Raw genomic sequence first — 14,611 nt, 5'->3', positions numbered from 1 at the left:
CACTAACAATTCGCAGCGAATTCGATCCCGTCGACGACCAGGCTCGCACCGTTGATGAGGTCGGGGACGGCGGGGTGGCGGAGTTCGTCCTGGATTCGTTCGAGGTACGGGAGATTCCGCTGGGCCGCGACGGCCGCCTCTCCCACGATCTGAGGACAGCTGTGGATGTCGCCACCGGTCAATGTCCAAGCGGTACGGGGACGCCGCGGTGCTGCGCGCCCTGGCTGCAACCGGCTACGACCGCGCCCACTACCCCGAGGGGATCGGCCGTCAGCGCGGAGCGATGATCCTCAGCGGCTTCGTGCGGACGTCCTGCGCGAACTGCGGGTGCTGACACTGGTGATCCACGGCCTGGACGACACCCTGATCGACCCTAGCGGCGGCGCAGGCACCGTGGACCTGGTGCCGGGCGCCGAGCTCCTGCTGATCCCCGACATGGGCCACGACCGCCCACGCGAACTCTGGCCCTGCCTCATCGACGTGCTGACGGCCCCCACGGGAGGAGAGCGGACGGAACCCAACAGGGCCGACGACACCGGCAGTCGCGGCCGGTCGACCGCAAAGGGCGATGCCGCGTAGCCGTCCGAAGGCCGTTCGTGCCGATGGGTGCTGTTGGGCCCGAGCGCCGCACTCTGCCGGACCCCGCACCGGTGAACGCGCTCGCGGTGTGCGGCTGGTGCCGGTGCCGGATCCGTGAGGCTGATCAGAAGGGCTTCCACTGCCGTGCGCGTGGCGAAGCGGCACCTTGATCTGCCGCAAGGCGTTCGTGTGAGGGTGCGTCATGCCCGAACTCCTCACAGCCCGGCTGCGGTTGCGGCCCTGGCGAGACGACGATCTCGACCCGCTCGCCGAGATGCACGCGGACGCCGAGGTGATGCGGTACATCGGCGAAGGCTCCGTACGCACGAGGGACGAGACGGCGGCATGGCTGACCCGGATACGCGACGCCGGCTGGGCGGAACAGGGGCACGGACTGTTCGCCGTCGAACTGCGCGAGACCGGTCAGCTGACCGGATGGGTGGGCACCGCGGCTCCGCATTTCCTACCGGAAGTGCTTCCCGCCGTCGAGATCGGCTGGCGCCTCGCCCGCCCCTTCTGGGGCTGCGGCTTTGCCACGGAGGGCGCTCGCGCAGTACTGGGGCACGCCTTCGACACGGTCGGCCTGGAACGGCTCCTGAGCGTCTGCAACGTGGACAACACCGCCCCCGAAGCCGTCATGCGCAAGCTCGGCATGTACCTGGAGCGGGAGACGGTGGCGCCCTCGCACGGCGCACGTGTGCGTGTCTACGCGACGACGCGCGAGGAGCACGCGAAGGCGAGAGGCTGACAACGGAACGGAACGGGTCGGAACGCGCGAGCCGTCTCCGGACCCCGGATTGTCAGTGGTGGCCGGCCGGCGGCCCGAGGAGACAGCAGACGGCGCCGCCCTGGCCACCGAGCTGTCCCGGTGGCCCGGCGGCCGGGCCCTGTACGCCCCCCGCCCCGGCGGGCCCCGCAGGCAAGGACCCGGGGTGACCTGTCGTTTCTCGTAGGCGGGGGACACCCCCTGACGAATCCCTCCGCGCCCTGCCACGGCTGCAGATGCGGTGTGATCCAGGGGCAACCATTCTCACCGCTCGACGGTCATGTACGTGCCATCCGTGAGATCCACGAACCGGATGCGCATGCTCAGCTCCGCCTCGGGACGTTCCCGAGGCGCTGGAACATGGGGGAACGCCTTCATGCATCACCGCACCACCGTGGCAGGCCTCGCAGGGGCCCTCGCCCTGTCCGCGCTCGCGATGCCGGGGGCCGCTCAGGCGGACGAGGCCTCGGGCAATATCAAGATCATGAAGGTGGTGGTCAACGGCGGGAAGGAGATCGTTCTGGGGACCACGGGCAGCAAGGCGTTCACCATCGCGGTGACCGCCACGGACGACTCCGGCATCGAAGTGGGGAGGACCTTCCCGACCCTGTGGCACGGCCCCGTCAATCCGGTCACCGGTGACGTCCACGGTCTCGTGCTGCCGGAGAACTTCGCGGGCAAGTGCGTACGCCACAACGCCACCACGACCACATGCACGTTCACCCTGAAGATGAACCCGCGCATTCACCCCCAGGACAACACGACCGCGGGAATCTGGCACGTGCGGGCCCATGCGCAAGCCAACGACGGTGACTACGTCGGAAAGGACTCCGCGGCGAAGGCGAAGGTTCTCCGCGATGCCCGACTGACGGTCAACGCCTCACCGGAACCGGTCAGGAAGAACGGGAGCATCACCGTCACTGGCGCCCTGACGCGCGCCGACTGGACGACCTACAAGTACGGCGGCTACGCCAAGCAGCCGGTGAAGCTCCAGTTCCTGAAGAAGGGCACCAGCACGTACAAAACCCTCAAGACCGTCACCACGGACAGCCGGGGCAACCTCCGGACGACCACGAAAGCCACGGCGGACGGCTACTTCCGCTACATCTTCGCCGGTACGTCAACGAGCCCGGCGGTCGTCTCCGCCGCGGACTACGTCGTCGTTCGCTAGGACCCGACAGGTCGAACGAGTCCAGACTCCGTTCGCCCGCGTCGCCCGCGTCGAAGACCGCCACCGCTGCCGTCGGTTCCCTGGGACAGGTGTCTCCCCGCGGCCCCGCGCCGTGCCGCGTTGGCGCGAATTCTGCGCAGTACGGAGCGCCCCGCGAGCGGAGCGGGCAGGCGGCGGTGAGCATGGGGTGCGCGGCGCGGCGTGCCGCAGGGACCGCAGCACGTACCGACGAGGTGACAGGAGACCGCTGGTGAGGCTCGATCTGACAGGACGCACGGCGCTGGTGACCGGATCCACGCAGGGCATCGGCCTCGCGATCGCCACCGGCCTGGCACAGGCAGGCGCGCGAGTGGGCGTCAACGGGCGCGACGGCGTACGCGTCGAGAAGGCGATCCGGCAGATCGCCGATCGTGTGCCCGACGCGGATCTCGTGGCAGCTCCCGCCGACGTGGCGACGCCCGAAGGGGTCGAGGAGGTAGCAGGAGTACTCCCCGACCTCGACGTCCTCGTCAACAACCTCGGCATCTTCGGCGCCCGGCCCGCCCTGGAGATCACCGACGAGGAGTGGCGGCGTTACTTCGAGATCAACGTCCTGGCCGCCGTCCGTCTGACCCGGCGGTTCCTGCCGGGGATGCGCGAGCGCGGCTGGGGCCGGGTGCAGTACATCGCCAGCGACTCGGCCGTGGTGACCCCCGCCGAGATGATCCACTACGGGGTCTCCAAGACGGCGCTCCTCGCGGTCGGCCGGGGATTCGCCAAGGAGGCGGCGGGCAGCGGCGTCACGGTGAACACCGTGCTCGCAGGCCCCACCCACACCGAGGGCGTGGAGGACTTCGTGTACGAACTCGTCGACGCGGGCCTCCCCTGGGAGGAAGCGCAGCGCACGTTCATGCGCGAGCACCGGCCGCAGTCGCTCCTCCAGCGGCTCATCGAACCCAGCGAGATCGCGAACATGGTCGTCTACCTCGCCTCGCCGCTGGCATCGGCGACGACGGGCGGCGCGCTGCGGGTGGACGGTGGTTACGTGGACGCGATCCTGCCGTAGGGGACATGGGGTGCGACCGGGCCGGGATGCGCGAGCGCGTGACGGGGAGGACCGTGGAGACATGAGCCACACACCCGTTCCACCGACGGAAACCTCGCCGGCCGAGGGATCGACCGCAGAAGCGCACGAGGAGCGGCACGACGGCGGAATCTGGGAGCACCCACGATGGATGCTCGCACTCATCGTCATCGGAGCCGTCCTGGTGGCCGGCTTCTTCGTGGCACGTATCGCGGGCCTGTAGCGCGACCTGCTGCTACGCGATACATGCAGCGGGAGACGCCGGGCGGGCCGTCGCCCCGGAGCTGTTCGGCGGGCCGACGCTCGCCCGCCCGCGCCGTCGCGGACCGCGCCCGGATCGCCCGACGAGCGGCGGACCCCCGACCTCCGGCTCAGGGCCGCACCAGTGCGCCCGCAGCCCCGCACGCAGGGGCGGGCCGACGCCGCGGCCTATAGTCGATCACATGAGTCGTTGGCAGGAACTTACCGGTGGTACGTCCGGGAGCCAGTACGCCGCCCGCTTCGAGGCGCTCGTCCGCGGTGGGCAGGACGTGCACGGCGAGGCGTCGTTCTGCGCGGCCCTCGTGCCCGCAGGAGCATCGGTGCTCGACGCCGGCTGCGGCACCGGTCGAGTCATGATCCGGCTGTCGGAACTCGGCTACGACTGTGTCGGGGTCGACCTGGACGAATCGATGCTGGACGTGGCGCGGGCGCAGGCGCCTCAACTGCCGTGGTTCCGGGCAGATCTCGCCGAATTCGATCCGGAACTGTTGGGTATCGCCGCGGACTTCGACCTCGTGGTCGCCGCGGGCAACGTCCTGCCGCTGCTCACTCCAGGGACGGAGGCCACGGTGATCCATCGCTTGGCCGCGGCCCTGCGTCCCGGAGGCCTGCTGGTCGCGGGCTTCGGACTGGACGCCGCCCATTTGCCCGTGCCCCCGACCACCACCCTGCCCGAGTACGACGCCGGCTGCGCCGCGGCGGGCCTCTCACTGGTCGACCGCTTCGCCACCTGGGACGCCGCCCCGTACGACGGCGGCGGCTACGCGGTCAGCGTCCATCGCCTCGACGCCTGAACCGAGTTGACCGGACCGAGGGTCGACGCGGCGGCGCGGACCGTGCCGTCTGCCTGAGCTGTCCGGCAGCCGTCGCGCGGCCGAACTGCGAGGAAGTACGAGGAAGTTGACCGGGCGCTCCACGTCTGGACGGTCTGGACGGTTCCGGAGATGGGCAGCGCCGCAGCACTGCCCTTCCGAGCCCTGGGCGCAGGGCACCTCGGCCATCGAGATGTCGCAATGGTCAAACAGTCAGCTACAGACCTCGGCCACAACAAGCCCTCAATACAGACCGTACGCATCTACTCCCACCCCTGCTGGGCAAGCACCGACGAGTAGAGGATCAGAGGCGACGGCGCGGAGCGCCTGGCCGACGCGGGACATCACGGCGGGGTCGGGCGCGGACGTTGTCGGCGACGGCGGCACCATCCCTCGCGACCCCCACCGCCGCTGTCCAGGACGTCGACCCGCGTGTCCTTGACTTCCGCGGGGCCGCGTGCGCCTTCTTCCGGTGTGCCGAATCCTTTCGCTTACGGACGGTGAAGCCAGGCGGGGTTTTAGTCCGGTTTGGGGGCGGCAGAGTGGTGCAAGGAAGTTGTCCGACCTCACGGAGAGAAACACATTGAAGAACAACAGGAAGGCGGGCGCCGCTGTGCGCGCCGCCCTCGCCGTGTCCGCAGCCTTCGCCCTCGCTCTGCCCGTCGCAGCGCCCGCCGCGGCGGCCGCCCCCGCTGCGGACCCTCATGGGCTCTCGTGCGAGAAGGGCAAGCACAACATCGACGACTACACCGGCTGGGCGCTGTGCACCAATGTCGGGAGCGAGCCCATCACCTTCTGGGTCCACCTGATCTGTGGCTGGTCGCCCGACGCGGACGGTGAACACATCCGCCTGGAGCCGGGCGACTCCAACCAGTCGACCGCGCACTGCTCAAGCCTCGGCTCGGGGATCGGCGAGATCCAGGTCCGCTCCTCCTGACGGAAGGCGCTGCGGAAAAGGCGTACCCCCGGGCAACAGCCCGGGGGTACGCCTTTTCCGCTGTGTATTCCGGTGCCCCGGGACCGCTACCGAAGTTCTCCGGATCACGCTCCGCTGCCCCGCGCCAGCTCTTCTCCTTGCCCCGCAGGAATGTCAGGGCAGAGCGAGGTCAGTTGCGTAGTGTGCCCGAGGGGTTTCTCACCGCACGGGGTGGCCACCGGCATCGACTCCCGTCTGTCACTTAGACGTCGGCTCTACCCGCATACCGGCTCCCAGCTCTCGAGCTCTCAAGACTCGCGATGACCAGCTGGAGCCGTACCCACAGAGAACGCGGATCCAGCCTCGGCCCTCACGCAGGTGGGGCAACTCCCGCCACCCCACCCCCTCCTGAGGGCACTAGCGCGAGGACGCCCTGAGGGCCTCGCGCCCGCCCGCGGCCGTGGCGAGCACACAACGGCGGCGGCTGGAACCACACAACGGCCGCGAGAAACAAGCCACGAGCCCGGCCTCGAAGCGCCGCTACTCCTCTCATCGTGGACATTCCCCGGCTCTGTGAACAACCGTCGGCCCAACCCCCAGATCCATAGCAACCACACGTTAGGGCTTGGACGTAGAGGGCTTTCAGTTCAGGTTCTGAAGCCAATCGGGAGCAAGGGCGAGGCCCGGCGGCAGGGGGGCGGAGGAGTCGTCCGGAATCAGGCCGGACGGTACGAAGCCGCCAGAGAGCCGCGCGCCGCGGAAGTCCACGATGCCGCGGGGGAACCTCGCGTCGTGGAAGTCCACGATGCTGGAGAACGTCGCGTTGCGGAAGTCCGCGGTGCCGCCGGAGAACGTCGCACCGCAGAAGTCCACGGACCCGCCGGAGAACGTCGCGCTGCGGAAGTCCGCCGTGCCGCCGGAGAACGTCGCCCCGTAAAAGTCCACGGTGCCGTCGGAGAACATCGCACCGAGGAAGGTTACGGTGCCGCTGGAGAACATCGCGTCGCCGAAGGTTACGGTGCCGCCGGAGAACATGGCGTCGCGGAAGGTTACGGTGCCGCCGGAGAACATGGCGTCGCCGAAATCCACGGACCCGCTGGAGAACGTCGCGTTGCGGAAGGTCACGGTGCCGCCGGAGAACGTCGCACCGCAGAAGTTGAGGTTGCCGTCGATGAATACGCCTGAGAGGTCGAGGTCGCAGCCCTGCCAGGAGCGGTGGGTGTTCTGAGGGATGCGGTAGTGGTCCCCGATCAGACGCAGGATCGTGTGGCGGACTTCGCGCAGTGCCTGGTACTGGTCGTGCTTGGCCTGGTGCGCGTCGCGTTGTTCGTCGGAGGGCGCAGGGGTGTCTGGCAGGGAGGCGGGCGGGTTTCCCGGGGCGGGCGTGGAGGGCAGGCGGAGGTAGGCGCACAGGACGTCGATGCAGGTCTGGCGGAGGTCCTGGGTGGGGGCGTCGTCCGCGAGGCCGGCCAGTGCGTGGACACCGCCCAGCCGTACGGCGGGGGATCCGTCGCCGAGTTGGGAGACGGCGGTGGTGAAGCGTTCGGTGTGCAGGCGGGTGGTGTCGCGCAGCGCACCGTCCTCGTCGACCCGCTGGCGCCGGTAGGCGACGACCAGGGCGACCAGGGCGCCCGCCCCAGCCACGACTCCGAAGGCCAGCTTGACGAGGTCGAAGAGGGTCTTGGAGTCGATGACGCTCTCGGGCTTGAGCTTCTTCACCTCCAGCAGGGACCACCCGGTGTAGAAGACGAATCCTGCGATCAGGAACGCGACGACGAAGGCCAGCGCGAGGACGAGACCGACGTTCCACAAACGGAGGCCGCGCCATTTTGCCTGGCGCCGGGGCAGACGGGTCATCACAACCGACAGGACTGCCGCAGCTGCACCCCTGGTTGCATCTGTGCTGCCCGGGCCACCGGACCGGTGGCGTACGCGGCCGCGCCCGTCTGTCCCTCGCTCACGGGGAACCCCCCTTCTGGCCAACGACGTTCTCCGAGCCCGGCGGACGTTCTGGGCCGGGTGTGGTGGGTTTCGGTGCACAACACGGCGTCGGTCAGCTCGAACAGCGCATCCGCGCGTGCGGTCAGGCAGTCGTAGAAGTAGGTCCGGAACCGCGACAACACGGTCAGGAACGCCGCCAAGCCACGCTGACCCGCGCGTGCTTGCCCCTCATTCCATGCGGCCAACGGTCATCGGTGACATCTGCCGCTTCCCGACCGGCACTTCAGGCGTTCTCCCGCTCCGGCAGCCACCAGTAGTCGGACGGCAACATGCCAGCACCCTGGTTGCCGCACAGCGTCTTGTCGAAGACGCCGAATGCGTGGGTCAACCGGGCCTTCGTTCCCCTGAGTTGGGTGAGGCTGGAAGCGCACGGGTTGGCGGTGCACAAGAAGGTGATCCTCGACGCGCCGACGAGTGCCTGGAGGGCCGGTGCGAAGGCCTGAATCTGGTGAGAGCGGCCGCCGATCCCGGCACCGGCTCTCTGCTGGAGGCCCTCCTTCGGGGGAGGGGGGCACGCGCGCCCGACAGTTGATCATTGCGCTCACAGGCGCGTGCGCCCACTGACCGGACACGCTCGGACACATCCAGGGACCCCCGTTCACCAGAGGCGCCGGACGCCTCGGTTCATGCACAGATCAGAATTCGCCGGGTGCGACCGGCAGTGGCCAGGCCTTTGTTTCGGCCAGGCAGAGGCGAGTAGTGGGCAACGTGTAGACGGCATCTACCGCAGCAGTCGCTTGTGCACCAATGTGGTGTGCCTCGCCCGTGCCGGGCACACCACTTCGACGCGCCTGGGGGAATGCGGGTGGCCCGGCGGCCTGGTGGGCGCGAGCGAGAACCTGCGGTTCGGCAGGCCTTTGCTTCGGGGCTGGGCCCGCCACCTGACCATCCATCTTCGCGAAGGGACCCGACACTCACCATGGTCGTTGCTCCTTCCCGTACGGCCGCTGCGGGCACCGGATGTCTAAGCCCTGCACGGGCACGCTTCACCAAGCGCTGGACACCGCGTCTGGTCGCGTTCGGCGAGTTCATCGACGGCTACGACCTGCTCGTCATGGGCTCTGCGCTGCTCTTCCTCAAGCCGGCCTTCGATCTGTCTCCCACCGAGGTGGGCTGGCTCGGTGCCATCGCGTTCATCGGCGCTGCGGTCGGCCTCGTCGTGTTCGGGGACCTGTCAGACCGGTTCGGACGGAAGGTCATCTTCGTCATCAACCTGGTCTTCTTCGTCGTCGCCTCACTCGCTGCCGCGTTCGTGACCGAGGTCTGGCAGTTGATGCTGGCCCGGTTCTTCATCGGTGTCGCCGTCGGCATGGACATCCCGACCTCGCACGCCTTCCTCACGGAGATAGCGCCCAGAGCGAGGCGTGGCAGGGTCGCGGGATCGCTTCCCAACATGATGTGGCTGGGCGGTGCGATCACCAGTGTGCTCATCGCGCTCGCGCTGCGTGACGTGGCAGGGGAGAACACCTGGCGCTGGCTGTTCGGGCTGGCGGCCGTCCCGGCGCTCGGCGTGCTGATTGCCCGTCAGTTCCTGCCGGAGTCGCCGCGCTGGTTGCGGGCACAGGGGCGCCACGAGGAGGCCAGGAAGGTATTCACGATCCTGGGCATCGAGGAGCCAGCCGCTCCCGTCAGATCCGTCAGGTCCGTCGAATCCGTCGGGAAGAAACGCCGCGTGCGTGAACTGTTCGCCGGCCGAGCGGGGTTGCGCCTCGCGGCGGTCACCGGGTTCTTCGCGATCCAGGCCTTCGGTGGCGCGGTCGCCACCATTGCGGGCCCGCTCGTCATGGAGGCCAGTGGTATCGGAGCGCAGTACTCGCTGTGGTTCTTGCTGGCCGGGTTCGTGGCGGGCCTGGGCGCTGTGGTCGCGGGTGCCCAGCTGATCGACCGTATCGACCGCAGGGCGCTGGGCATGTGGTCCTGCCTCGGTGTCTTCGTCGCAGGACTTGGCATTGCCTTCCTCGGTCCGAAGGCTTCGGGACTTCTGCTGACCTTCTTCGTTCTCTACTCCCTGCTCACGTGGTTGGGGCCCGGCGTGCTGTCCTGGGTGTGGTCGTCCGAGGCGTTCCCGACGCATCTGCGTGGCATCGGCAGCGGTATCGCACAGGCCGTCACCCGCCTCATGATCGCGTTGAACGTGGTTCTCGCGCCGCACCTTCTGCAGCGGTTCGGGTTGCGTTCCGTCGCCATCTACGCGGCCGCCTACGTGATCGCCGCAGCCGTCGTCGCGGCCTCACCCTTTCTCGCCACCACCGGCAAGGAACTTGAGGACATCAGCATCGGCCGGGAATAGGCGAGGTGGACTGCACACGGACTGGCGTCCCGCGCCACATGTACGAGCACCGCCCACCCTCGGGTCCAGGCCGCGGCAACTTCCGGTGGCCATTCGTGTCGGCGACGGCCCCCAAGTGATCCAGAGCCGCTTTTCACGCGTCGCCGACACGGTCGGGCATTCCCAGGTACCACGGCCCGACCGGGACCGCGCACACGCGCCCGGTGCCGTCTTGCGGCCGACCGCCGCAGGGCACCGCCTCGCTCCATCCACCCCCGTACAACCAGAAGGTGACAGCTTTGACCACCGCACTCATTCTCGGCGCCGCGGGCGGGATCGGCCGGGCCGTGGTAGCCCGCCTGCTCGCCGACGGCACTACAGTCATCGCCGTTGACCAGGACCCGGCCGTGCACCGCCTCCCGGGCGTGACGATCGCGTTCGACGGTGACGCCACCGACGAAGCCCTTATCGACCGCGCCATGGACGCCGCACCAGAGCCTCCTTCGATCCTCGTGCACGCACTGCTGAGTGAACACCGCGCCCCGCTGCAGGACGTGACGCCCGGAGACTGGCACCGGGTCTTCGACGTCGGGCTCGTGTCGGCGTGGCAGGCGGCCACCGCACTCGTCCGCCGCAAGCCTGCTGGGCAGGGGGCCTCCATCGTCCTGATCGGCTCGGTTCATGCCCATGCCGCTGCTCCCGGCTTCGCCCCGTACGCCGTGGCCAAGGCCGGACTCGCGGCGCTGGCCCGCGCCGCGGCCACCGAATGGGGACACGGGGGAACGCGCACCAACGTGGTCGAACCAGGCTTCGTCGCCGTGGAGCGCAACGCCCACCGCTGGCAGGACCCCGAGGAACGGGAACGGATCCGGGCTGCCTACCCGCTGGAGCGCCTGTGCTCTCCCCAGGAGGTCGCCGAGGTGGTCGCCTTCCTTGCCGGGCCCTCGTCCTCGTACGTCAACGGAGTCTGTCTGCCCGTGGACGGCGGAGCGCTGGCAGTCCTGCCCGAAGTACATCTCCACCGCGACAGCCATGGGTAGCCGGCACCAGTCCCGCGTACCGCGTACATGACGGCTGCCAGTTCGGCACGGTCAGCACCCCCATCGCCCGCCGTTCCGCACCGCGTACGGGCTCCCACGTGACCCGCAACCTCTCAAGCCCTCCGGGCCTGCCCCAACTGCCTTGATACGAGGGCAAGTTTCCTCTCTCGCTCCTCCACCTGCGCCCGGGGCGCCCAGCCCGCACTGCCCGAACTGCCCGCACCGACTTACAGCGGCGGTGGGGCTGTTGATCTCCTACGGCAGCACACCGGGCACCTCCCCCGGTCCGGTGGCGCCGTGGTCGAGGTGGCACGGTCACCGGCCGTCACCAGTCGGGGGAGGCGGTGGCCGTGTCGGCCCCGGCCCCCTCCCGCGAGGGCGGGGCATTCCACGGCCCCGGACAACCCGGTCACTTCACTGACCCTGCGGTGGGATGGCCGCCAGGGCCGCGCGGGCGATCCGTGCGGCCTCCGCCTTGCAGGTCGACTCCGGATGCTTGTCGCCGCCCAGTTCCACCCAGAGGGTCATGTTGCCGTCACGCACGCGCAGGTCGCAGTGTTCGTCGGGGCCGTCGGGACGGACCCAGTACGCCTCGTCGCCGATGCCGAGTCCGCTGTCGCGGGTGCCGTCGGCCGCGCCCTCGGCGAACTCCTCGCGCTGCAGGACGGTCGCGTTCGCGTCGTCTCCGGTGGTGCGCCGCAGCGTCCACTTGATGTAGGCGAGCGTATAGGCGTTCTCCAGGACATAGCCGTTCCCGAGGTCCTGCGTGCCGATCCAGGTGCAGCTCGTCGAGGCCTCGCTGGTGCTGTCTCCGTACGAGTCGCGGTCCTTCTTTCGCTCCGGCAGACCGAGTTGACCGGCCGCCTCTGCGCAGGTCGGGATCTTTGCGTACTTGTCGGGTGGCCCGGGCAAACCGCCGGCGCCGCCGCCGCGAGTCGTCAGTACGTACGCGCCGACGCCGAGGCCCGCGACGGCGAGCACGCCCGCGAGCACGAGGGCCGTGATCCGCACGGTGCGTCCGCGTGGGGGCGTACCCGTGAGAGGCGGCGGTGGCCCGAAGCCGGGACCAGGAGCAGACGGAGAGACCCGGGTGGGGGAGTACGCGTCCGGGGCGGGGGTGCGGTCCGTGGTGTCGAGCAGTCGGTCGATCTCGGCCTGCTGGGTGGCGATCAGGCCGTGCACCGAGGGCGGCCAGGGCCGTTCGGCGGCTGTGATCGGGCCGAGGAGAGCTAGGAGTTGCTGCGGGGTCGGCCGGTCGGCGGGGGCCTTGGCCAGGCATGGTCCGATGAGGGCGGCAAGACCTGGCGGCAGCGTGGTCAGGTCGGGCTCGGTGTGGACGACGTTGTAGAGGGTCCCCGCCATCGAGGTGCCGGAGAACGGGCTGTCGCCGGTGGCCGCCATCGCGAGGACCGCGCCGAGCGCGAACACATCGCTCGCCGGGGTGAGTTCCTGGCCCTCCGCCTGCTCCGGCGACATGAAGGCGGGCGAGCCGACCACCCAGCCGGTATGGGTGAGGGCGGTGGCGTCCGCGCCCTCGGCGACGCGGGCGATGCCGAAGTCGATGACACGTACGCCGTCCTCGGCGAGCAGCACGTTCTCCGGCTTGAGGTCGCGGTGGACGATGCCGGTGCGGTGGATCTCGACCAGCGCGGTGGCCAGGCCCGCGGCGAGACGGCGTACCGCCTCCTCGGGCAGCACCCCGGCGCCCTCCACCGCCGCGCCCAGTGACGGGCCTGCCACGAACGCCGAGGCGAGCCAGGGCAGTCGGGCCTCGGTGTCGGCGTCCAGGACCGCTGCCGTGTAGGCGCCGGAAACCTGGCGCGATGCGGCGACCTCGCGACGGAAGCGGGCGCGGAACCCGTCGTCGGTGGCGAACCGGGCGTGCACCTGCTTGACCGCGACGAGGCGGCCGTCCGGTGCGGAGCCGAGGAGCACCCGGCCCATGCCGCCCTGTCCGAGCTCGGCGAGCAGCCGGTACGGTCCGGCCGTGGCCGGGTCGGCCGGGCCCAGTGGCTTCATCATGCCGAGCCCGCCTTGTAGGTCCCCTTCGCCACGGATACGGCCAGGGCCTCGCACTTGTCGCCGGTGGGGTAGGCGGTACCCTCCACGGCGACGAACACGTAGAAATTGACGTCCCGCGCGTAGAGCACACAGCCGCCGTCCGGTTCGCCGTGCCAGAACGCCTCCTCGCCGGTCCCGATGTCTTCGCGGTGGGTGGTGCCGGTGATGTAGAGGGCCTCGTAGTGTTTCTTCGCCCGCTCCGCGCCGGTCTTGTCCTTCGCGGTCCGGTACCGGTCCCACGTGAGGTCGATCTTGTCGCCGGAGCGGCTCTGCCAGATGCAGCGGCCCTGCTGGTAACGGGCCTTGTCGTCGTAGTCCTCCCGGTCGGAGAGCTCGGTGCCGGGGTAATTGGGCTGGAGCGCGAACCCGGTCGGCGCCTTCACCTCGCCCGCGATCTCCTTGCAGGACGGGGGAGTGCCGGTGTACTTGTCGGAGACTTGGGCGAGGGGCTTGTTGCCCGGCGTCGGGATGGCCTCCGTGCGGAACGGGTTCATCCCCGGCGGCAGGAACGTAGCGAGCAGCGCGATGGCGGTGGCCAGCGCGGCGACGGAACCGCCGGCGATCCAGGCGTGGCGCTTGCGCCGTGAGCCGGGGGCGGGTGGGGGCGCGGGCGGCGACGGATACCCCTGATGTCCGTGGTTCCCCTGATAAGCCGGATGCTGCGGAGCGGCGGGCAGGTGCGGGGCCTGGGCGGCCGCCGTCATGGTGGGGGCGTGGTGGAGGGAAGCGGGGGCATCGGCGGGCGAGGCAGCGGCGGCAGCGGCGTGCGGAGGCGCGGCACCGGTGAGCGTCGCGCTTCCGCCGGCCCCGGTGACGTACCGGTCGATCTCGGCCCGCTGGGCGAGTGCGAGTTGGTGCACCGCCTCCGGCCACGGCCGCGCCGAGGGCCGTACCGGCCCGATCATGGAGAGCAGGGCCTGCGGCGACGGACGCTGTGCCGGATCCTTGGCCAGGCATGCCTCGATCAGGGGCAGCATGGCGGGCGGCACAGCGCTCAGGTCGGGCTCGGAGTGCGCGACGTTGTAGAGGATGCCGGGCACCGAGGTGCCCGCGAACGGCGGCCTTCCGGTACAGGCCATGACCAGGGTCGATCCCAGCGAGAACACATCGGCGGCTGCGGTCAGTTGGCGCCCGTCCACCTGTTCCGGCGCCATGAACGGGGGCGATCCCACCAGGGCCCCGGTGTGCGTGAGCTTCGTCTGCCCCTCCGCCGCGCGGGCGATGCCGAAGTCGATGACGCGGACGCCGTCCTCGGCCAGCAGCACATTGGACGGCTTGAGGTCCCGGTGTACGAGACCGGCCCGGTGCACGTCGACCAGCGCCTGCGCGAGACCGGCCGCGAGCAGCCGGCTCGACTCCAACGGCAGCGCACCCACGGCGTCCAGTGCCTGGCTCAGCGAGGGCCCGGCCACGAACTGGGCGGCGAACCACGGCGTCGCCGCGTCCGGATCGGCGTCGACCACGGGCGCGGTGTACGCGCCGGACACCTGCCGGGAGGCCGTCACCTCGCGCCGGAACCGGGTCCGGAAACCGTCGTCCCCGGCCAGTTCGGCGTGCACCTGCTTGACCGCGACGAGCCGTCCGTCGGGGGCGACGCCCAGGAGTACCCGGCCCATACCGCCCTGTCCGAGCTCGGCCACCACCCGGAACGGTCCTATGTGCGCCAAGCCTG

General features: G+C 69.9%; 12 protein-coding genes and 1 pseudogene. 9 read left to right on the top strand and 4 right to left on the bottom strand.

Going from position 1 to position 14,611, the window contains the following annotated elements:
- Window positions 1–2 precede the first annotated feature (2 nt).
- Entirely contained in the window at window positions 3–182 is a 180-nt protein-coding gene (locus tag ACZ5PB_RS12670; RefSeq protein WP_468690386.1) for a hypothetical protein, read from the bottom strand.
- Window positions 183–184: 2 nt separating this feature from the next.
- On the opposite strand from ACZ5PB_RS12670, the pseudogene ACZ5PB_RS12665 reads away from it, so the two are divergent.
- The 7 genes and pseudogenes from ACZ5PB_RS12665 to ACZ5PB_RS12635 all read left to right on the top strand — a co-directional run.
- Window positions 185–501 (top strand): annotated as a pseudogene (locus tag ACZ5PB_RS12665) (alpha/beta fold hydrolase); the annotation flags it as partial.
- A 280-nt stretch (window positions 502–781) separates the two neighbouring features.
- Window positions 782–1,327: a GNAT family N-acetyltransferase gene (locus tag ACZ5PB_RS12660; protein WP_468690385.1), complete on the top strand. Its 546-nt coding sequence runs from the start codon at window positions 782–784 to the stop codon at window positions 1,325–1,327.
- Window positions 1,328–1,721: 394 nt separating this feature from the next.
- A complete protein-coding gene (locus ACZ5PB_RS12655; RefSeq protein WP_468690383.1) occupies window positions 1,722–2,516 on the top strand; it encodes a calcium-binding protein in 795 nt (264 codons plus the stop codon).
- A 250-nt stretch (window positions 2,517–2,766) separates the two neighbouring features.
- Window positions 2,767–3,561 carry an SDR family NAD(P)-dependent oxidoreductase gene (locus ACZ5PB_RS12650; protein WP_468690380.1) on the top strand — a complete coding sequence of 265 codons (795 nt, stop codon included), beginning with the start codon at window positions 2,767–2,769 and terminating at the stop codon, window positions 3,559–3,561.
- 61 nt (window positions 3,562–3,622) lie between these two features.
- Window positions 3,623–3,802, top strand: a complete 180-nt coding sequence (locus ACZ5PB_RS12645) for a DUF6480 family protein (RefSeq protein ID WP_468690379.1) — start codon at window positions 3,623–3,625, stop codon at window positions 3,800–3,802.
- 220 nt (window positions 3,803–4,022) lie between these two features.
- On the top strand, window positions 4,023–4,634 hold the full coding sequence (locus ACZ5PB_RS12640) for a class I SAM-dependent methyltransferase (protein WP_468690375.1): 612 nt from the start codon (window positions 4,023–4,025) through the stop codon (window positions 4,632–4,634).
- A gap of 601 nt (window positions 4,635–5,235) precedes the next feature.
- The gene (locus ACZ5PB_RS12635; RefSeq protein ID WP_468690373.1) at window positions 5,236–5,589 is read left to right on the top strand and encodes a hypothetical protein; all 354 of its coding nucleotides are present in this window, start codon (window positions 5,236–5,238) and stop codon (window positions 5,587–5,589) included.
- A 621-nt stretch (window positions 5,590–6,210) separates the two neighbouring features.
- Here ACZ5PB_RS12635 and ACZ5PB_RS12630 read toward each other — a convergent pair.
- Window positions 6,211–7,425: a pentapeptide repeat-containing protein gene (locus tag ACZ5PB_RS12630; RefSeq protein ID WP_468690371.1), complete on the bottom strand. Its 1,215-nt coding sequence runs from the start codon at window positions 7,423–7,425 to the stop codon at window positions 6,211–6,213.
- Between the two features lie 943 nt (window positions 7,426–8,368).
- On the opposite strand from ACZ5PB_RS12630, the gene ACZ5PB_RS12625 reads away from it, so the two are divergent.
- The gene (locus ACZ5PB_RS12625) at window positions 8,369–9,859 is read left to right on the top strand and encodes an MFS transporter (RefSeq protein ID WP_468690370.1); all 1,491 of its coding nucleotides are present in this window, start codon (window positions 8,369–8,371) and stop codon (window positions 9,857–9,859) included.
- A 278-nt stretch (window positions 9,860–10,137) separates the two neighbouring features.
- Window positions 10,138–10,878 carry an SDR family NAD(P)-dependent oxidoreductase gene (locus ACZ5PB_RS12620; protein WP_468690369.1) on the top strand — a complete coding sequence of 247 codons (741 nt, stop codon included), beginning with the start codon at window positions 10,138–10,140 and terminating at the stop codon, window positions 10,876–10,878.
- A 414-nt stretch (window positions 10,879–11,292) separates the two neighbouring features.
- Here ACZ5PB_RS12620 and ACZ5PB_RS12615 read toward each other — a convergent pair whose 3' ends face one another.
- Together ACZ5PB_RS12615 and ACZ5PB_RS12610 are read right to left on the bottom strand one after the other, a co-directional pair.
- Window positions 11,293–12,900 carry a serine/threonine-protein kinase gene (locus ACZ5PB_RS12615; RefSeq protein ID WP_468690367.1) on the bottom strand — a complete coding sequence of 536 codons (1,608 nt, stop codon included), beginning with the start codon at window positions 12,898–12,900 and terminating at the stop codon, window positions 11,293–11,295.
- The gene (locus ACZ5PB_RS12610; protein WP_468690366.1) at window positions 12,897–14,606 is read right to left on the bottom strand and encodes a serine/threonine-protein kinase; all 1,710 of its coding nucleotides are present in this window, start codon (window positions 14,604–14,606) and stop codon (window positions 12,897–12,899) included. The genes ACZ5PB_RS12615 and ACZ5PB_RS12610 overlap by 4 nt, the downstream gene beginning before the upstream one ends.
- Window positions 14,607–14,611: the final 5 nt, after the last annotated feature.

This window comes from Streptomyces sp. NPDC032721, from assembly GCF_055579625.1.
Note: the sequence above shows the minus strand (reverse complement) of the source record. Positions and strands in the feature narration are given on the sequence as shown.

Coding starts and splice junctions, on each gene's coding strand:
- ACZ5PB_RS12660 (WP_468690385.1), top strand. CDS start 782: ATGCCCGAACTCCTCACAGCCCGGCTGCGGTTGCGGCCCTGGCGAGAC.
- ACZ5PB_RS12655 (WP_468690383.1), top strand. CDS start 1,722: ATGCATCACCGCACCACCGTGGCAGGCCTCGCAGGGGCCCTCGCCCTG.
- ACZ5PB_RS12645 (WP_468690379.1), top strand. CDS start 3,623: ATGAGCCACACACCCGTTCCACCGACGGAAACCTCGCCGGCCGAGGGA.
- ACZ5PB_RS12640 (WP_468690375.1), top strand. CDS start 4,023: ATGAGTCGTTGGCAGGAACTTACCGGTGGTACGTCCGGGAGCCAGTAC.
- ACZ5PB_RS12630 (WP_468690371.1), bottom strand. CDS start 7,425: ATGACCCGTCTGCCCCGGCGCCAGGCAAAATGGCGCGGCCTCCGTTTG.
- ACZ5PB_RS12625 (WP_468690370.1), top strand. CDS start 8,369: ATGCGGGTGGCCCGGCGGCCTGGTGGGCGCGAGCGAGAACCTGCGGTT.
- ACZ5PB_RS12615 (WP_468690367.1), bottom strand. CDS start 12,900: ATGATGAAGCCACTGGGCCCGGCCGACCCGGCCACGGCCGGACCGTAC.